The sequence below is a fragment of the Arcticibacter eurypsychrophilus genome (genome assembly GCF_001730525.1).
Classification (GTDB): domain Bacteria; phylum Bacteroidota; class Bacteroidia; order Sphingobacteriales; family Sphingobacteriaceae; genus Arcticibacter; species Arcticibacter eurypsychrophilus.
Map to the genome: position 1 here is coordinate 151,763 of NZ_MDFN01000002.1, position 18,396 is coordinate 170,158.

At 38.8% G+C, this 18,396-nt stretch carries 17 protein-coding genes; 4 read left to right on the forward strand and 13 right to left on the reverse strand.

All coding sequences use genetic code 11. From position 1 onward, the window contains the following. Positions 1-54 precede the first annotated feature (54 nt). Both BFL47_RS02250 and BFL47_RS02255 read right to left on the reverse strand, forming a co-directional pair. A complete protein-coding gene (locus BFL47_RS02250) occupies positions 55-1,440 on the reverse strand; it encodes a sugar porter family MFS transporter (protein ID WP_170827249.1) in 1,386 nt (461 codons plus the stop codon). Further along, entirely contained in the window at positions 1,437-3,209 is a 1,773-nt protein-coding gene (locus tag BFL47_RS02255) for a class I mannose-6-phosphate isomerase (protein WP_069658169.1), read from the reverse strand. The genes BFL47_RS02250 and BFL47_RS02255 overlap by 4 nt, the downstream gene beginning before the upstream one ends. Before the next feature lie 342 nt (positions 3,210-3,551). Here BFL47_RS02255 and BFL47_RS02260 point away from each other — a divergent pair, with 342 nt between their 5' ends. Continuing rightward, on the forward strand, positions 3,552-4,310 hold the full coding sequence (locus BFL47_RS02260) for a GntR family transcriptional regulator (protein ID WP_069658170.1): 759 nt from the start codon (positions 3,552-3,554) through the stop codon (positions 4,308-4,310). Between the two features lie 121 nt (positions 4,311-4,431). On the opposite strand, the gene rpsT is transcribed toward BFL47_RS02260, so the two are convergent. After that, positions 4,432-4,686 carry a 30S ribosomal protein S20 gene (gene rpsT / locus BFL47_RS02265; RefSeq protein ID WP_016197073.1) on the reverse strand — a complete coding sequence of 85 codons (255 nt, stop codon included), beginning with the start codon at positions 4,684-4,686 and terminating at the stop codon, positions 4,432-4,434. A 160-nt stretch (positions 4,687-4,846) separates the two neighbouring features. Between rpsT and BFL47_RS02270 the strand changes: the two genes are divergently transcribed. Next, positions 4,847-5,734: a zinc dependent phospholipase C family protein gene (locus tag BFL47_RS02270; protein ID WP_245681277.1), complete on the forward strand. Its 888-nt coding sequence runs from the start codon at positions 4,847-4,849 to the stop codon at positions 5,732-5,734. Here BFL47_RS02270 and BFL47_RS02275 read toward each other — a convergent pair. The 9 genes from BFL47_RS02275 to BFL47_RS02315 form a co-directional block, all read right to left on the reverse strand. Continuing rightward, positions 5,705-6,322 (reverse strand): DedA family protein, encoded by a 618-nt coding sequence (locus BFL47_RS02275; protein ID WP_394332400.1) that lies wholly within the window; start codon positions 6,320-6,322, stop codon positions 5,705-5,707. The genes BFL47_RS02270 and BFL47_RS02275 overlap by 30 nt on opposite strands. Positions 6,323-6,403: 81 nt before the next feature. Beyond that, a complete protein-coding gene (locus BFL47_RS02280; RefSeq protein ID WP_069658171.1) occupies positions 6,404-7,102 on the reverse strand; it encodes a DUF4397 domain-containing protein in 699 nt (232 codons plus the stop codon). Between the two features lie 103 nt (positions 7,103-7,205). Further along, a complete protein-coding gene (locus BFL47_RS02285; protein WP_069658172.1) occupies positions 7,206-7,931 on the reverse strand; it encodes a DUF4397 domain-containing protein in 726 nt (241 codons plus the stop codon). A 141-nt stretch (positions 7,932-8,072) separates the two neighbouring features. Then, entirely contained in the window at positions 8,073-8,765 is a 693-nt protein-coding gene (locus tag BFL47_RS02290; protein ID WP_069658173.1) for a DUF4397 domain-containing protein, read from the reverse strand. A gap of 284 nt (positions 8,766-9,049) precedes the next feature. Continuing rightward, positions 9,050-10,174, reverse strand: coding sequence for a DNA polymerase III subunit beta (gene dnaN, locus BFL47_RS02295; RefSeq protein ID WP_069658174.1), 1,125 nt, complete (start codon positions 10,172-10,174; stop codon positions 9,050-9,052). Positions 10,175-10,622: 448 nt separating this feature from the next. Continuing rightward, positions 10,623-12,302, reverse strand: a complete 1,680-nt coding sequence (gldG, locus tag BFL47_RS02300) for a gliding motility-associated ABC transporter substrate-binding protein GldG (protein WP_069658175.1) — start codon at positions 12,300-12,302, stop codon at positions 10,623-10,625. Beyond that, positions 12,296-13,024 (reverse strand): gliding motility-associated ABC transporter permease subunit GldF, encoded by a 729-nt coding sequence (gene gldF, locus BFL47_RS02305; protein WP_069658176.1) that lies wholly within the window; start codon positions 13,022-13,024, stop codon positions 12,296-12,298. The genes gldG and gldF overlap by 7 nt, the downstream gene beginning before the upstream one ends. Positions 13,025-13,032: 8 nt before the next feature. Further along, the gene (locus BFL47_RS02310) at positions 13,033-13,542 is read right to left on the reverse strand and encodes an outer membrane beta-barrel protein (RefSeq protein WP_069658177.1); all 510 of its coding nucleotides are present in this window, start codon (positions 13,540-13,542) and stop codon (positions 13,033-13,035) included. Between the two features lie 411 nt (positions 13,543-13,953). Then, on the reverse strand, positions 13,954-14,673 hold the full coding sequence (locus tag BFL47_RS02315; RefSeq protein ID WP_069658178.1) for an ATP-binding cassette domain-containing protein: 720 nt from the start codon (positions 14,671-14,673) through the stop codon (positions 13,954-13,956). A gap of 66 nt (positions 14,674-14,739) precedes the next feature. Here BFL47_RS02315 and BFL47_RS02320 point away from each other — a divergent pair, with 66 nt between their 5' ends. Both BFL47_RS02320 and BFL47_RS02325 read left to right on the forward strand, forming a co-directional pair. Beyond that, complete coding sequence (locus BFL47_RS02320; protein WP_069658179.1) at positions 14,740-16,218, forward strand: glycine--tRNA ligase; 1,479 nt, start codon at positions 14,740-14,742, stop codon at positions 16,216-16,218. A 138-nt stretch (positions 16,219-16,356) separates the two neighbouring features. Further along, a complete protein-coding gene (locus tag BFL47_RS02325; protein WP_069658180.1) occupies positions 16,357-17,178 on the forward strand; it encodes a murein L,D-transpeptidase catalytic domain family protein in 822 nt (273 codons plus the stop codon). Here BFL47_RS02325 and namA read toward each other — a convergent pair. Beyond that, positions 17,175-18,242 carry an NADPH dehydrogenase NamA gene (gene namA, locus BFL47_RS02330; RefSeq protein WP_083256951.1) on the reverse strand — a complete coding sequence of 356 codons (1,068 nt, stop codon included), beginning with the start codon at positions 18,240-18,242 and terminating at the stop codon, positions 17,175-17,177. The two genes, BFL47_RS02325 and namA, sit on opposite strands and share 4 nt — an antisense overlap. Positions 18,243-18,396 lie beyond the last annotated feature (154 nt).

The window sequence follows — 18,396 nt, forward strand, 5'->3', positions numbered from 1 at the left end:
TCATTTCATACGGATTTAGTTAACGGATTTATAATTGGTATTTAGAAACAATGGTTATTTATTCATCCAGCTATGTTCAATGTCCTCCAATGATTTCCCTTTTGTTTCAGGAAGCAAGAGATAGACAGTAATAAAGGCAACGCAACAAAAAATCGCAAAAATCCAGAATGTACTTGCTACACCCAGCTCTTGTAGGAAAATGGGTGTTAATTGCCCTACAATTGTATCCGCGATCCACATCACCATAATGCTTAAAGCCATGGCACGACCCCGTATCTTAGCAGGAAATATTTCCGAAGCTACTACAAACTTTAAAGGACCAATGGAAAAAGCAAAACAGGCAAGAAAAGCCAGCACAGCGACCAGCAAAAACATACTATTGGTCGCACCTGTATAAAAAAACAGGCCAGTAATAAATAAACTAAAGGATGCTCCCGCAGTTCCAATCAGGTAAAGTGGTCTGCGGCCTAATGCATCAACCTTCCATACTGCAATAAAGGTAAACAACATGTTCGCCAAGCCAAAGATCACCTGGCTTTGAAAAGAATTACTTAAACTAATTCCGGCACTGTTCAAAATACTGGGACCGTAATATATGATGGCATTAATTCCACTAAATTGAGAAAACAAAGGTAGGAGTAAGCCCAAAAGCAAGGCTCGCCTCATGCGGGGAGAAAGTAAATCTTTATATGACCCTTCTCCTTCATCCTGGTTGCTTTTTATATTGGCAGCATCTTTTTCCGCCTCTTCTCTACCTATCAGTTCCGTTAATAGTTTAACACCTTCAGCCTGACGCCTTTTTTGGATTAACCACCTTGGGCTTTCAGGAATAAATATTAAGCCTACAATGAATAACAAAGCCGGAACAGTACCAATACTGAACATTCCTCTCCAGATCTGTTCTACAAAGAGAAAATGAAGCAGTTGGTTACTGGATTCAATTGGAGCAAGCAGCGAAAATTTCAACACCGCCGCATTACTTAAATATGCTAGTAGAATTCCGAAGGTAACAGCCAGTTGATAATAAGTAACTAAGCGTCCGCGTATTTTTGAAGGCGCTATTTCAGATATATACAGGGGTACAATATTAGAAGCAATACCTACACCAATTCCAGCTAAAATCCGGGCAACTATAATCCAGAAAAAAGTAGCAAACAGCGTACAACCTATTGCCGCAAATAAGAAAAGGATGGCAGAAAGAACCAACATTTTTTTACGCCCCAGACGATCACCTAGTTCACCTGACATGGCAACACCTGCAATGCAACCTACCAAGGCGGATGACACAAACCAGCCCTCCTGTACCGCAGTAAGGTTAAATTGTTTTTGAACGAAGGGTAATATGCCAGAAATAACTGCCATATCGAAACCAAAAAGTAATCCTCCTAGTGCTGATATACAACATACCAGGAATAGCATGTACCTTTTTTTCTCTATCATCCTGCAGTTTTTAAAAATGCCTTAACTACCTTAGCTATTCCTTCTCCTTTATTAATTAACTTATAACCCTTTGCTGCTGCAGGTACTACAAAAGTTTCTGCAAAGTTGAACACAGCTTTGGTTCCATCCGCCGTTTCTATGGCAATGCTTGATCCTTCAACCAGCATCAGCACATGGCAAATATTTTCATTGACGACTATAAATTCTGATGTAAATTCTATTCGGTGTATATCATAAAAATGTTCAGCATGTGTAGGGAGATGAATCAACTTCCAGTCTATCCCCTCTTCCACTATCACTGGCTTCGAAATCAGTTCTTCAACTACCTTTGCTCCTTTTCTGTCGAAGTTCAAGTTTTTAAAGGCATGTTCAATATTTATAGGCCGGGGTTCGCCATCTAGACCCATACGAAGCCAATCGTAAATTTTAAAAGTAAAAATATAGGGGGTAGCACTAATTTCCAGAACCAGATTGTTTGTACCTGCACTATGAATCGTTCCGTTAGGTATTAAGAACAGGTCATGCCGTTTTGCCGGATGAATCTGCACATATTGCTCAATATCAACTTCTTTACCATCGGCAACACTTTCCTCCAATACTTGTCTGAATTTATCTGGTTCAATACGCTCCTGAAAACCTAGATAAACTACAGCATCCTCCTTGCAATCCAGTATATAATAGGTCTCATCCTGAGTTATCGTTTCTCCGAAAGTCTCCTGGATATATTTCAAAGATGGATGACATTGAATGGAAAGATTGCCCCCATCGAAAGTATCCAAAAAGTCAAATCTTATCGGAAATTCGGTTTTAAATTGCTCTGCGTGTTGCCCTAGTACTGACTGATAGGCACTAAACATTAAAAAATCAAAAGAAATTTCCAACAGATTGCCATCACTTTCAAAAACTAAACCATTTTCTGGAACAATAAATTCAAAAGACCAGGCATAATTAATTTCATCTTGATTTAATTGTTGGACATGCTTTTTTATCCATTGTCCGCCCCAAGCTCCTGCATCAAACCATGGACGTACTCTGAATACTGATTTTGAAAGTTTTTGAAGTCCGGAAAACACATTTGCTGATATGGCCCAATTGATTGAATTTACCCATTGCGCATCAGCAATTACGCTCATCTTCCTTAAAAGACTTTCTTTATGCTTATTTAAGACAACCCAATCAATAAAATAGAATCGCTTGTACATGATTACTGGATTTTCAGCGATGGCTTTTCCCAGATTAGTGATAGACCCGGCACGCATTCTATATTGTAGTTCATTCTTCGCGAGATCAATATAAATAAGAGGGAAATCCCAATTTACAAGATAGGCCCCAACTCCTATAACAATATTTATATCACACGAATTGTCTGGATTTATCTTTTCCAGTTCGTTAAGCCGAAAGAAATCATGGAGTTCCAACGTTGTTTTGGTTCCCCATACGCTATGCTGATCACCTAAAAAAGAGTTTGTTAATACCTCTATTTCACTCTCATCTTTCAAATACTCCGCTGATTCATACCACCGTACCAGTACCTGTTTCTTCTCAAATTCATTAGCTAGACCGGCTTTAATATTATTCCAAAAAACTCCCCCATATCCATCAATTACTACTGTTTTTTGTTCAATTATCCAATTTGCAAGAGATTCATATCCACTGAGAACTTTCCCTTCTCCAAGAGAATGAAACGGGTAAATAGTATACCCAGACGCCACATGTGCTACATCAATATGTTCAGGCATTAAAGCCATATTTGTTTTTCTGGTCAGCATTTAAGTCTATTTAAAAATATATCATGATGTGCTAATTATTTTGCACCCATTCTTACACACATTGGTGAGGAAATACTTTTATCCTGAAAGAGACAGTGATGAAAGCAGAATAAGTAAATGTATCGAAGATGATAGTAAATGCTCTTTTTCCATAATTAAGGCTAATAAAAGAAACATAAGTTAGTATGTACAAACATAGTATTTTTTATAACAATACCAAATTAATTTAAATATTATCAACTTACTAATTTTCAATTGATTATATTTTATACATAATTTGAATGTACATACATAAAGATTTATATTATTATCTTTTATTATAATTGTACATCAAACAATACTATGAAGCTTTCAATTGATCATAAAAGTCCGGTTCCACTACATATCCAAGCAGAAGAACTATTAAGGCAACTTATTGAAGCTCCTCAGTACCGGGACGGAAAACTTTTTCCGAAAGAAGTTGAACTATCAAAACAACTTGGCATTGCCAGATCAACCTTAAGACAGGCGCTTAATAAATTAGTCTACGAAGGATTATTAGTAAGAAAGAAGGGAATAGGCACCAAAGTATCCGAAACAAAAACAATCAGTTCAAAATCTAAAAACTGGCTCAGCTTCTCCCAGGAGATGGCAGCCCGTGGAATCCCAATCAAAAACTTTGAACTTCATGTTAAATGGGTGTTTCCCGAGGAAAGGATTGCTAATTTCTTTGAAATCAAAACAGATACTAAGGTACTAAAACTGGTTCGTCTAAGAGGTCGCGTAGATGGCCCTTTTGTTTACTTTGAGTCTTATTTTCACCCGCGGGTAGCGCTTACTGGTGATGAAGATTTTAAACTCCCATTGTATGAGATGCTGGAAAAAGAGCATGGAGTTATAGCTTACATTTCAAAGGAAGAGATCAGTGCCCGTTTAGCGGATAAATTTATAGCCGATAAACTGGAATCAGAAATAGGGAGCCCTGTATTATTTCGGAAAAGATTTGTTTATGATATAGAAGAAAGGCCCATTGAATATAATTTAGGTTATTATAAGGCCGACAGCTTCGTCTATACTGTTGAAAGCAAACACAAGAATAAGACCTTTATAATCACCCCATAAAATAAAAGATCTTCTTAAAAATTTATGTCATCGTATTTAAACACCAAAAGCCTGCAAAATAAATTGCAGGCTTTTGTATTTCAATCTTATATTTTAAGAAGAGTAAACTATACGTTCAAACTTAGTTTAATCCGTTAACGAATTTTGTAAGTTTAGACTTATTGTTTGCTGCTTTATTTTTATGAATAACGTTCTTTTTCGCAAGACGATCAAGCATTGAAATAACCTTAGTCAAAAGAGGTGTTGCTTCTTCTTTTAAAGTTGTACCACGTAAAGTTTTAATAGCTGTACGCGTAGTCTTTGCCTGGTAGCGGTTACGTAAGCGTTTTGCTGAATTTGATCTAATTCTCTTGATCGATGATTTATGATTTGCCATTTGTAATGCTTATTTCCGTTCCTGTTTTTGGGATTGCAAATATAATCCGATATTTTCAATATTCCAACAGATCGAGCAATTATTATCATTATTAATTTTTTATACCCTCCGGATATCAGTACTATTGCATACCCTAAAGCTGCAAATCAAGCCCCATGAAATGCTATATAAGAACCTGAAAACCTGCTTATTAATTCTGATTGTACTCACTTGTTCTTCCTGGGGATTTTACGCCCATCAGCGCATTAATCGTATGGCCGTTTTCACCCTCCCTAAAGGCATGATCCGCTTCTATAAAAGCAATGTGGAGTATCTTTCCGAACATGCCGTTGACCCTGATAAACGGCGCTATACTGATCCAAAGGAAGGTCCCACCCATTTCCTCGATACCGAACATTACGGCCTCAGTCCTTTTGATAGTATCCCCGAAAAGTGGACTGATGCAGTACTTAAATATAGCGCTGACACCCTTATTAAGTATGGCACTGTGCCTTGGAAAATCGAAAGGACCTATTATGCGCTGGTTAAAGCTTTTCAACAAAGAGACTCCTTAGCTATCCTGCGTCTATCGGCAAATCTGGGACATTATGTAAGCGATGCATCTGTACCACTGCACATGTCCTTAAATTATAACGGGCAGTTTACCAAACAAACCGGCATTCATGGATTTTGGGAAAGCAGGATTCCCGAATTGTATTGCGATCACTACAACTTCTTTGTAGGCAAGGCAAAGTACATCCCTAACGCCCTAAAAGAAGCATGGGCAATTGCAAAAAACTCCCACAGCTTTAAAGACAGCCTATTTATTATTGAGGCACAACTAAGCGCTACCTTTCCTTCTGACAAAAAATACAGCTATTCAGAGCGCAAAGGAATTGTATTGAAGCAATACTCCGAAGGATACGCTTACGCCTTTCACAAAGCCTTAAATGGCATGGTAGAACGACAAATGAGGGCAGCCATCTTCAAGACTGGTTGCTTCTGGTTTTCCGCATGGGTAGATGCCGGACAACCAGACCTATTTCTTTTTCCTCAACACCTCAAATAAAGGTGGAATAAGAGAAATCAATATAATGGCAAAAATGACATAAGTGAAATTATCCTTGATTAGAGGAAGTCCCCCAAAGAAATAGCCTAAAAACAAAAAGCTACTTACCCAGGCAACACCGCCTACTACATTATAGGAAGCAAATCGCGCATAACTCATCGTGCCGATGCCGGCGATAAATGGTGCGAATGTGCGTACGATAGGAACGAAACGGGCATAAATAATCGTCTTTCCCCCATGTTTGTCATAAAAGTGCTGCGTCTTTTCCAGGTACTCTTTCTTAAGTAACTTATATTTTCCACTAAAGGCTTTCGGACCAATATAATCACCAATATGATAATTGGCCATGTCACCCAGTACAGCGGCAGCAATCAGCAAAAGACCCATGAAAAAAATATTTAAGCCACTCTCAGGACGGGCTATAATAGCACCGGCAGCAAACAATAAAGAATCTCCTGGTAAAAAGGGAGTCACCACAAATCCGGTTTCTGCAAATATGATTATAAACAGGATCAGGTAGGTCCAGGTACTATACTCACTAACGATCTCGACAAGATGTTTATCAATGTGGAGAACAAAATCAATCATTGTTTGAATAAATTCCAAAGCATTAAGGGGTTTTAGCAAAAATATAAATATAGAGCAAAAGTAATATTGAATGATATTATTTTATTTGACTGGTTGTACAAAATAGCTGATCGCTACCGAATCAACGCCTTTGCGCGCAATTAAACCCTTCGTATACATTGTGTAAGTGACACCTGGTGATGGCCTAAAATTTAACGATTTCAATGGTGTTTTTAAACTTGCGCTATATACATTGTACTTGCGCATGCCTGTGTCTATCGTAAAATAGGCAGCACTTAAATACTCAAGATTGATAAACTTCCGCGTACTATCAGCAATACCAAAATCTATTTTTGCCATATCCGGACTCAGATTAACAAACCGGATCTTTACCTTGCCTGACCTTGCCGATGCCATCGTATCCACAAAAAAGGCCATTTTTCCTTCTCCCGTCTTCCCTGTCACGAAACAGGTATATAAAGTATCTGATTTTAAATCCTGACTCACACTGACTACTGCCGATGTTAACCCTTCAGGAATTGCTGAAAAAGAATGCGTCCCGGAATAAAAGGCATTGTAGGTGTTGATGGAATCGTATAACCTATATCCATAGGTCCATTTCCGGTCATCGACATTAATATTCACGCCCTGCGCAGCATCATTATATACATTTACAAATAAGACAGAGGATGTAGTCCTGAAGGAATCATCATCACCTTCCAGGCATGATGTTAAAGAAAATATCCCCAACAAAAGCAGTCCTGAAATAAAGAAATATAGGAATGACCTTTTCGATTTCATATAATTTGTATGTTCTGCATAAAGGTAATGATAGGGGTATATTATGCAAAATTATCTCATAAAAAAAGGGCTTTCGCCCCTTCTTTTATATTTATTAACGTCTCTATTGAGCTACCGTAGCAAATACCTTTAGAGCCCTGTCTCCTGCTGCATTCTTTTGACCGCTCAAAATAATGGTATAGAAACCGCCTGCTGTGACAGGTACATCCCCTGTAACAGCGACATCAGTTGGTGAACCTGCATCTCTAACCGAAAATTTTACGGTACCCGGGTCTACCTCGATATAACTAGATACAGATGAGAACTTTTTGTTAGTAAATAGCGGCGCTGTTATGCCTGGCTTATATACGTCATATGAGCCTATACCCGGACTTAACTGCGCAAAACGAACTTTAGCTTTTCCAGTAGTAGGTGCAGTCAAAGTATCCTTGACTAAAATATTCGCAACACTGTCTTTTGTAGTCAACATATTTGCTACAAAAACAGAATAGATTTGATTCTCTTCTAACGTGATAGTTTTGCTCGCTAAAGTAGAAGAGGTTGTCCCGCCAACCGTTGTAGTAATTAATCTGCTACCTACATCGGCACTATAATACCGTGTAAATTGCGAATATAACAACGCATTGAATGGAGATTTTCCATCTACAAATATATTGACTGATGGCTGTGATGCTCCTGCATGAGTAAAACTTATAAGTGCTTGAGGCCGCTGAACATAGTCGTCAGAATTATCTTTTAAACAAGATGTAAGCAATGTGGAAGCCGCAAGTAAAATCAAACCTGCTGTAAGAAAACGATTTTTAAAAGGGAGAAAATAATTGAGTTTCATAGTGTTTAATTTTATGCCAGATAATCTATTCTTTTAACCCATACGGATAAATTTGGTTAAACGATACAATGCTTTAAAAAATCAAAAGTCCGGTCAAAAAATTGACCGGACTTTTTTTTACAAAAATTTAAAATTTCACACTTAGTTATGCGCAATTACATTGGCACTTGCAGTTGTACTGCCATAAATCACTATAGTATAAATTTTACCCGCCTCTAAAGCACCAAACGTGATGTTGGTAACAGCAGTGATATTGATGTTGCCGAAGGGAAGTATACCAAATCCTGTAACACCTGCGTTAACGTCCTGAAAGGCTGTTATCTCATCCCCTCTTTCCAGATCACCAGCAATTTTCACAGTTCCATTATAAATATCAATATCTTCTGCAACGGCACCACTTACATGAATGAACCGAACTTTAGCTTTACCGGATGATGGTGCGCTTAGGTCATCTTCGGCTACCTGAATGTCTGCTGAAGAACCTGTTCCTGTTAAAAAAACCGTGTAATTTCTATTTTGCCTTAAATCTGTGTCTTCTGATTCATACACATTAGCCGTTCCTGCGGTACGAAATTCAATTCGTCTGTCGTTACCCGAATTCGGCGTAGTGATATATCCTGTGGATTGAGAATACGCTACTGCCGAACTATTAAGTTTCGTATCATTAATAAACACATCCTGAGCTGGAGATGCTTCTGCGGCATTTACTACCTTAATATTAACAGATCCACCTGCTTCGAAACCGTCATCTTTACTACATGAACTAAAGGACAAGGTGAGACCAGCAGCAGCGAATAAGAATAGTTTACCTAAAGAATTGTTTGAATTTTTCATACTTAATGTGTGTTTAAATGGAATGATTACTCCTATAAGAAGTTCATTACAATGATTTAATTGATGATTATATCGATCAATTATCGCTCCATGCCATTAAATTTCCGTTCTCATTAATCTGGTTTAGCCTGATTTTCAACCCCATAAAAAAAGAGGAAACAAATCATGTTTCCTCTTTTTTTATATTTATCAATCTAAAATTCAAGCTATTATAAAACAAACCTAGCTAATATCTTAGTATCCGCATCTCCTAATACTTTAAAAATCCATTTATGTATAGAAAATCAGGCATAAGTGTTTAGCATAACAGGCATAACCAACATTAACACATCTTCATTTTCGTCGTTAGTTTGCGGTACCAATAAACCTGCACGATTCGGTGTACTCATTTCAAGAGTTACCTCTTCGCCGCCTAAATTATTCAGCATCTCAATCAGAAAACGAGCATTGAAGCCAATCTCCATATCATCACCTTCATACTGACAACTCAGACGCTCATGCGCTTCGTTAGAGAAGTCAATATCTTCGGAGGATATATTTAACTCACTTCCTGCAATCTTTAGGCGAACCTGATGTGTAGTCTTGTTTGCAAAAATAACCACCCGACGAAGTGAGCTTAAGAACAAGCTCCTGTCAATCGTCATCCTGTTTGTATTATTTTGAGGAATGACCGCCTCATAATCCGGATAACGCTCATCAATTAACCGGCAGATCAGATTGATATTTCCAAACCGGAAAAACGCACTGGTATTATTGTACTCGATAGCTACCGATACGTCATCTGTAGGCAGAGATGATTTAAGTAAAGTAAGTGCTTTTTTCGGCAATATGAAAGAAGCTGACTGTTCCGCTTTTGCATCGTTACGACGGTAACGGACTAATTTATGCGCATCAGTAGATACAAAAGTAAAGTTTGAGGAGTTCAGCTGACAATAAACACCTGTCATTGCCGGACGAAGTTCATCGTTACTTACCGCAAAGATTGTTTTATTGATCGCCTCTGCCAATACACTTGCTGGAAGACTAACCGCCGAAGCGTTTTCCACACTCGGAATCTTTGGAAAATCATCTCCATTTTCACCACTCAACTTATATTTCCCATCACCTGCGTTAATTTCAATGGCAAATGTAGTATCATCCACATTGAATGTAATCGGCTGATCGGGAAGAGTCTTCAATGTTTCCAGTAAAATCCTGGAGGGTATAGCAATCTTGCCGTCTTCTTTTGATTCTACTGCAAGCGTAGTAGTCATACTGGTTTGTAGATCGGTAGCAGAGATCGTTAAGATGCCGTCTTTTATCTCAAAAAGAAAATTTTCCAATATCGGGAGAACAGTACTACTGCTTGATGCTCCGTTTACGGCCTGCAATTGCTTTAATAAGGTTGAAGTCGAAACTATAAATCTCATATATCGTGTGTAAATCTTTTGTATTTTCAGGTTAAAAGCTACAGGATTATTCAGTTTCCCGTATTTATCAAAAGTAGAAATAAATTCTATTACCCTCTTGTATTTTCTTTACATAAAAGTGTTTTACATTGAACTTGGGCGAACTCAAAATAATTCAATTAAAAAAAGCAGTAGGATACTGTTCTTCCTTTAATCTGATTGTTATTTATAGCAAAATTATACGGGTAAGAATCCAGTAAAAGTCCGACTTAAAGACCCTACACTCGGACTAATACCGGATTCTTATTGCTATCATATTAGCATCATTATAATAAAGGTAACCATTGAATTAATCTATTGTACAGTAATTATCTTGAAAAATACAAAGACTGATCCATCAATTAAAGGAATAAATAGTTGAAAGGAATCATTTATTCTTGTAAAATCAGAAGGAATGATCGGGATTAAATCAGGAATACTTTCTCTTTCTGTAGAAGTAAAGTGAGACTCCGGTAATGACTAACAACACCAGCGGTAAGCCTATATTGATAAGCTGCCAAAAAGTGTGATCTTCCTTAATCCTTGCGCGGTCAAGCAAATGCATTTTTACCTCCTTACTTCGAAGCATAATAATAGCAGGATCGTCAGTCAGATAATCCACTGCATTGAGAAAGAATGTTTTATTACCAAACTGCTGCTGGGTATAGCGGTCATAACCGAGTGGAAAAGGCGAGCCATCCTGAGTACTGACCTGGTTTTTCAGCATATCTCCATCGGAAAGGACAATCATCTTAGCAGGTTTGGACACTCCTACAGTCGTCATTGGATCCAGAATCCCTTCGGGAACTGGTCTGTTTTTAAATACCTGGGGGAAGACTCCCTCTATGGCGACAGCAGTTATTTGTGGCTGTCCTTTAAACTCAGCCGGGTTGGGTGCCTGTTCCACTTGTTGCAAAGAAATTAGTGCCGGAACAGTCAATAGTTTGCTGTAGGGCGAGGAGCTCAACAATACATCTTTCCTGATCCCGGCAACAGCTAGGGTGTCGATTGACCCCGAAAACTCAGATCGTACTGCATCTATATTTTTAACTACCGGATGGTTGCTTATTGAAACAAATAGAGGGTAATATATCCAGGGCACCATTTGCATTTGTGCCTGTCCGGCTGCGCCTCCAACCTTTAAAGGAATTTTTGCACAATTCAAATCAGCAATCAAATTGTAGTTCAACTTTACCCCATAGCGGAATAACATATCATCCAGGTTTAGCGATTTAACAAAGGCAAGTTGTGTTCCTGCACCGCGCAGACTGTCGAGCTCGGCATTTACCTGGTCTATTGCCCAGAGCACACTTCCACCATGAGCAATAAAATAGTCGATTTTGTATTTCTCCAATTCTGTAAATGACTTTTGGGGTTTAGGAATAACGAGTAAGTTCAGTTTGGAGATGCCTTCTAAGGAAATAGTTTGCAGATTAACGCGTCCCGGTTCAAAGGCACTTTGCAGAGAGCCCATGGCATCTGCCAGCTGCGGGTCCGTCAGTTCATCATGACCTTCAGTAAAACCAATTTTCGGCTTCCCGCCTCTTTTCAACTTCCTGATGGCGGTAGTAAAGGCATATTCTAAGTTTTGAACCGAATTATTTAATACCTCTTCGGGGGATGCGCCCATGCGGGACTGCAAGAAATTGACTGCAATTTCTTTACCCTTATAGGATATAAGAGCTGAAGGGAAAATAATTTTCTGCGTTATTCCCTCTTCGGTTTTCACACTCAGGTTGGTAGCCAACAGACCTTTTTCGCTCAGTTGCTGATAAAAGGTTGTAGCCTGTTCTTCCCCGCCTTCGGATGGATTGATGAATTTATAATTGAGTTTGCTTCCTGAATAGGCTTTATAATCAGATAAAAGGTCACTTACAGCATTTTGAAGGCGTTTGAATCCGGCAGGAAAATCGCCATCAAGGTAAACGGTGACTTGCATTTCGTCATCCAGACCTTTCATTTCTGAACGGGTAATGTCGGATAAGGTAAACCGTTTATCGGCAGTAAAGTCTATTCGGGTAAAGTAGATCGAGGATACTAAACTGATACCGATAATAATCAGCAGAAAGATCAGGAGTGTTTGAAGATCGGTTTTTTTTCTATTTACCATTTTCTTGCACCAAGTACAGTTTTAGTCAGCATGAGAAATAAAGAGGTAAAGGAAAGGAAATAAAATAAATCGCGTGAATCTAGCACCCCTCTGCCTATGGACTGATAATGATCATTGATCCCTATGGCACTTACTAAGGTATCAACAAATTGAAGGGATATCAGCTGACTCAGGGAATCGAATCCGCTAAAAGCGAAAAAACACAAGAAAACGGAAATGGCAAAGGAGATGATCTGATTATTACTTAACGAAGAGGCAAAAATTCCGATTGCGACAAATGAGCCCCCCAATAAAAGTAAACCGATATAAGACCCGGTAATAGCACCGGAATCAATATTTCCGGAAGGAATACTTAGTTCTGAGGTGGTGAAATAGTAGATGAGCGTAAGAAATAGGGAGAACAGGACTAATGCGAAACAGGCAAAAAACTTACCTGCAATAATCTGTCCGTCGCTTACAGGACGAGTAACCAGAAGTTCGAAAGTACCGTCCTTACGTTCTTCGGCGAAGGATCGCATGGTTATTGCCGGGATTAGGAACATAAATAAATAAGGAACAATGGCAAACAGGGAATCCAGACTGGCATATCCATTTTCTAGAATACTGGAATCAGGAAACACCCAGAGGAATAATCCTGTCATCAATAAAAACAAACCGATGGCTATATAAGCTACAAGGGAGCTAAAAAAGCCGGATAATTCTTTAATAAAAATAGCGGACATGAGGTTTTTTAGAATTGATAACCTACTTTAATGCCCAACTGGTTGATGTTGCCACCTTCGCGTGACCATGATTCAAAACGCAGACCTCCGTTGATCGAACTTCGTTTCGTTATTGGGTAAGAGATCCCCACACCGGGAGCAAAAATGAACGTTACACCGGCACCTTGTTGAATTCCAACACTGGTACCTATTTCAGTTTGGGCATAAAGCATTCGGGAGAGGTAGTACTTGGCACCCGCTTTCATCGGAATATAGGTACGTGTACTGGAGTTTTTTCTATAAAAAGACATTACCCCTGCTGATCCGGTAGCATATAACGCCCGTGTAATTGGGATATCCAATCCTCCTGAACCTCCAAAGCCAACGCCAAATAAGTCTCCATAATCTCCTCCCGGTAATGAAATCTCCAGATCTACATTTACTCTTGGTCGTACAGGAAAAGGGGTTTTATGTATATCCTGGGCCTGAGCCTGGGAAACTAAAAATCCGAACAGCAAAACTGCGATTAATCTTTTCATATTATTATAGTACAAAGAAAGTCAATCTTATTCTTAATTGCTAATAGTACGAATAGGAGATTTGTTTATTTTATTTTTATTACAAGGAATGGTAATCGGGTTGAATAATTAAAAGTTTTAATTGTTGTGTTTCAGGACTGAGTTCATTTTGAAATCTTGCTTCAGGTGGTCGAATTGTCTAAAAAGTATTAATAGATCTATCATGGAAGGAAAATAGTAATACCTGTTTAGTTGTCCAGGTAGGTAGATATTAAAACCAAGGGTTAATCCTAATCCAGACATATCTGGGCTTAAGCGAAATATATAGACAAGAATAATGCAAGGGATAAAAATAAATGTTTCATAAAAATAAATTTAGATGTTAAAATATTTTTCAGGTTTTAACACTATTTCCTAAATTTTGCTGACGATTTATTTTTGAACTGGCTGGACTAGATTCAAGAAAATCTCTTCTAATGTATACTGAGGATACTTTTTCATTAAATCAGGAAGAGTTTCGTCGCATACGAGATGCCCTTGATTGATAATGATTGCCCGATCACATAGCTGTTCAGCCTCCTGCATTATATGGGTTGAAAAGATAATTGTTTTGGTTTTTCCAAGTTCCCGAATTAATGCCCGGATACCAACTAACTGAGCAGGATCTAATCCGGATGTAGGTTCATCAAGGATCAATACCTGAGGGTCATGGATCAGGGATTGAGCAATGCCAACCCGTTGTCTGAATCCTTTGGAAAGCGCATTTAATTTTTTATGTTGTTCCTGTTCGAGACCTGTAAGGGCTATAATTTCTTCTATTCGTGCCTTTTTATTTTGGAGCTGATGCAGATCGGCAATAAAACCAAGCGACTCCTTTACATACATTTCCAGGTAGAGGGGATTATGCTCAGGGAGGTAACCAAGCTGACGGCGGACTTCCATAGGGTTTTTGATCACATCAAAGCCTGCCACCTCCGCTGTTCCGGATGTTTGAGGAATGAAACAGGAAAGAATTTTCATGGTAGTAGACTTACCGGCACCGTTAGGTCCTAGAAAGCCAAGAATCTCGCCCTGATGGGCTGTAAAGGAGATGTTATCTATTGCTTTCTGATGATTGTAAACTTTTGTCAGGTTTGTGACTACTATACTCATGTTTAGCAAAACTACTGAATATATCACAGTGATATATTTTGTTAAATTATTTAAGTTTGCACCATCATGAGTAAAAACAATGACGAGATCTTCAAAAATGTGATCTCACATGCCAAAGAATATGGCTTTGTATTCCAATCCAGCGAAATATATGACGGATTGAGCGCTGTTTACGATTATGGACAGTTGGGTGCTGAATTAAAAAACAACATCAAAGCTTATTGGTGGAAATCAATGGTACAAATGCATGAAAACATTGTAGGCATTGATTCTGCAATATTTATGCATCCCAAGGTATGGAAGGCAAGTGGTCACGTGGATGGTTTTAATGATCCCATGATCGATAATAAAGACTCAAAAAAACGCTATAGAGCCGATCAGCTCTTAGAAGATAAAATTACCCGTTACGAAAAGGACGGTAAAACAGATAAAGCGAATCAGCTTCAAGAAGCAATGGATACTGCGCTGAAAGCTGAGGATATGACCGCTTTGCGTGACTTGATTGTGGAGCATGAAATAGCTTGTCCGGTTTCGGGTACGCGTAACTGGACAGATGTCCGTCAGTTTAATCTGATGTTCAGCACACAGTTTGGCGCAATGGCTGAAGGCAGTGAAGAAGTTTATTTACGTCCTGAAACGGCACAGGGAATCTTCGTAAACTTTCTGAATGTGCAAAAATCGGGCAGGATGAAAATACCTTTCGGTATTGCACAGATCGGTAAAGCATTTAGAAATGAAGTGATTGCACGTCAGTTTATCATGCGGATGCGTGAGTTTGAACAAATGGAAATGCAATTTTTTGTGCGTCCAGGTGAAGATAAGAAGTGGTTTGATTACTGGAAGATTGCCCGCTTAAAATGGCATACGGCTTTAGGTACTTCTCCTGAGAAATACAGGTTTCATGACCACGTTAAGTTGGCTCATTATGCCAATGCGGCTACTGATATTGAATTTGATTTCCCTTTTGGATTTAAAGAAGTGGAGGGTATTCATAGCCGTACAGACTTTGACTTAACGCAACATCAAGAGTTTTCGGGTAAGAAACTGCAATATTTTGACAATGATCTGAATGAGGAAGGTAAGCCTTATGGCAATTATGTGCCTTATGTGATTGAAACTTCTATTGGTTTAGACCGTATGTTTCTGTTAACGATGATCAATGCTTTTGAAGAGCAAGATTTAAGTACAGCAGAAAAGAAAGATAGCCGTACGCTTCTTCGTCTGCATCCCTGCCTTGCTCCTATTAAAGTAGCGATATTTCCATTAACTAAAAAAGATGGGTTGCCTGAGAAAGCACGTGAAATCATGAATAGTTTAAAGATCGACTTTAATTGTATCTATGAAGAAAAGGATGCTATAGGAAAACGTTACCGCCGTCAGGATGCTATTGGTACTCCTTTTTGTCTAACGGTAGATCATCAGAGTTTAGAGGACAATACCGTTACGATCCGTCACCGTGATTCCATGGAGCAGGAACGGGTTGCTATTGCTGATTTAGAACAAATTATTAGTAAACGTGTGAGCTGGAGAAACTTGCTCGTTTAAAACATAACAGGGTCATTATTAGACCCTGTTGTTTCAAATCTTGACATTTATAGAAACTTTTTTATCTTTGTAGGCGTAAACACTTTAATAAAACGAATTTTATAGAGAACAACTTACTTAAACATCACCTACGGATATATGAAGAACAGGATTTTAAGAGGAGCAACTTATATCATTTTAGCACTTAGCTTTCCGGCAATTGGATGGGGACTCAAGACAGATCATTCTCATCTTGACCATTCGAATACAACAAATCAAAGCCTTACTAAAGAAACAAAAGCGAATTCAGCCTCTGTTTTATTTGATCAATACATTTCCGGTATTTATACGAAGTCAGGATTAGCCCTTACATCTCTGGATTATGCGGTATTTAAAAAAGCGTTTACTGGTTACTATAATTTAAAAAATGCAGGTCTGATCAGCAAAGACAAACAAATTATTTCTATAGTTGATTTCAATAAGCCGAGTACGGAGAAAAGATTATGGATAGTTGATCTGGCAGAAGCGAAATTATTATTTAATACTTTCGTGGCGCATGGAAGAGGAAGTGGTGATAATTTTGCAACTACCTTTTCAAATGTATCTGAGTCTAACCAAAGCAGTTTGGGTTTTTATATTACAGATAATACGTATTCGGGAAAACATGGTATGTCCTTGCGCATTAATGGTATGGACCGCAAGTTCAACAGCAATGCACTCAACCGTGCTGTTGTAATTCATGGTGCTCCCTATGTGAGTCAGGAATTCGTTAATCAACATGGTCGTTTAGGACGCAGTTTAGGTTGTCCTGCCTTACCTGAAGCATTAACGCCAGCTATTATCAATACAATTAAGAATAGAACAACTCTTTATATTAATGGCCCTGCATCTACAAACTATGCTTCAGACTATTTAAATGAAGAATCTGCTCTTCATCAGTTTCTTCCGAGTGAAGAGCAGATTCTTGCAGCAGGCGTTTAACCTCTTTTTGCCCGCTCGTACTGTTCAGGCCACTTTAGCGTGTCTCCCAATGTTTGAGCTGCATGCATAGGAAAGTAAGGATCCCTTAACATTTCCCTGGCAAGTAAGATAAAATCAGCCTGTCCTTTTTGCAAAATTTCTTCTGCCTGTTCAGGCTTAGTGATAATACCAACAGCGCCGGTTATGATATCTGCCTCTTTTTTAATTTTTTCGGCAAACAGCACCTGATAATTAGGCCCTGTCGGAATAACAGCGTCAGGTACGTTTCCGCCTGATGAACAATCTATGACATCAACTCCTTTTTCTTTCAGGATGAGGGAGAGCTTTACAGAATCATCTACATTCCAGCCACCTTCTACCCAATCCGTAGAAGAGATCCGCACAAATAGGGGGTACTCTTCCGGCCATGCCTGACGTACACCCTCAACCACTTCAATCAAGAGACGAATTCTATTTTCAAACGATCCTCCATAATTGTCAGTTCTGAAGTTTGACAAGGGGGAGAAAAACTCATGTAAAAGGTATCCATGTGCAGCATGAATTTCCAGCACTTTAAACCCGGCTTTTACGGCACGTTTAGCGGCGGAATGGAAATCAATAATGATATTTTCAATCCCCGTTGGACTTAGTGCATGGGGTAATTCATCGTCTTTTGAGAAAGGAAGTGCAGAAGGACCTACCGTTTTCCATCCTTGTTCATGTTCAGATAAGAAAGTCCCGCCTTTCCAGGGGGCACTGCGACTTGCTTTTCTTCCGGCATGAGCTAGTTGGATTCCTGCTACAGCACCTTGGTCATGAATAAATTCAGTAATCCGCTTAAGGGGATCAATATGCTCGTCAGACCAAATACCAAGGTCTCCAGGAGAAATCCGGCCTTCAGGAGATACAGCAGTTGCTTCTGTGATGATCAGACCGGCACCACCGACAGCTCTGCTGCCTAAGTGAACTAGGTGCCAATCATTTGCGAAACCATCTTCTGCGGAATATTGACACATAGGTGAGACTACTATCCGGTTACGAAAGGTAATCTTTCTTATTTTTATAGATTGAAATAAAAGTGACATGTTAGTTTTATTTTAAGAACAGTGCTAAGGTACATGTGTTTGTTTTATCCTAGTCAAATAGCTGTCAATATAGTGCTGAAGGAACGAGTTCTTATGAAGAGATAAAAGACTACCCGTATAATGAAGCAGAAGAACAACATATTGCCTATAATCG

Excerpts from the sequence above, each read along its gene's own strand:
- BFL47_RS02325 (WP_069658180.1), top strand. The coding sequence starts at position 16,357 with ATGAAGAACAGGATTTTAAGAGGAGCAACTTATATCATTTTAGCACTT.
- namA (WP_083256951.1), bottom strand. The coding sequence starts at position 18,242 with ATGTCACTTTTATTTCAATCTATAAAAATAAGAAAGATTACCTTTCGT.
- BFL47_RS02270 (WP_245681277.1), top strand. The coding sequence starts at position 4,847 with ATGCTATATAAGAACCTGAAAACCTGCTTATTAATTCTGATTGTACTC.
- BFL47_RS02290 (WP_069658173.1), bottom strand. The coding sequence starts at position 8,765 with ATGAAAAATTCAAACAATTCTTTAGGTAAACTATTCTTATTCGCTGCT.
- BFL47_RS02280 (WP_069658171.1), bottom strand. The coding sequence starts at position 7,102 with ATGAAATCGAAAAGGTCATTCCTATATTTCTTTATTTCAGGACTGCTT.
- BFL47_RS02320 (WP_069658179.1), top strand. The coding sequence starts at position 14,740 with ATGAGTAAAAACAATGACGAGATCTTCAAAAATGTGATCTCACATGCC.
- BFL47_RS02250 (WP_170827249.1), bottom strand. The coding sequence starts at position 1,440 with ATGATAGAGAAAAAAAGGTACATGCTATTCCTGGTATGTTGTATATCA.
- BFL47_RS02260 (WP_069658170.1), top strand. The coding sequence starts at position 3,552 with ATGAAGCTTTCAATTGATCATAAAAGTCCGGTTCCACTACATATCCAA.
- gldF (WP_069658176.1), bottom strand. The coding sequence starts at position 13,024 with ATGTCCGCTATTTTTATTAAAGAATTATCCGGCTTTTTTAGCTCCCTT.
- rpsT (WP_016197073.1), bottom strand. The coding sequence starts at position 4,686 with ATGGCAAATCATAAATCATCGATCAAGAGAATTAGATCAAATTCAGCA.
- gldG (WP_069658175.1), bottom strand. The coding sequence starts at position 12,302 with ATGGTAAATAGAAAAAAAACCGATCTTCAAACACTCCTGATCTTTCTG.
- BFL47_RS02310 (WP_069658177.1), bottom strand. The coding sequence starts at position 13,542 with ATGAAAAGATTAATCGCAGTTTTGCTGTTCGGATTTTTAGTTTCCCAG.
- BFL47_RS02275 (WP_394332400.1), bottom strand. The coding sequence starts at position 6,322 with ATGATTGATTTTGTTCTCCACATTGATAAACATCTTGTCGAGATCGTT.
- BFL47_RS02315 (WP_069658178.1), bottom strand. The coding sequence starts at position 14,673 with ATGAGTATAGTAGTCACAAACCTGACAAAAGTTTACAATCATCAGAAA.
- BFL47_RS02255 (WP_069658169.1), bottom strand. The coding sequence starts at position 3,209 with ATGCTGACCAGAAAAACAAATATGGCTTTAATGCCTGAACATATTGAT.
- dnaN (WP_069658174.1), bottom strand. The coding sequence starts at position 10,174 with ATGAGATTTATAGTTTCGACTTCAACCTTATTAAAGCAATTGCAGGCC.
- BFL47_RS02285 (WP_069658172.1), bottom strand. The coding sequence starts at position 7,931 with ATGAAACTCAATTATTTTCTCCCTTTTAAAAATCGTTTTCTTACAGCA.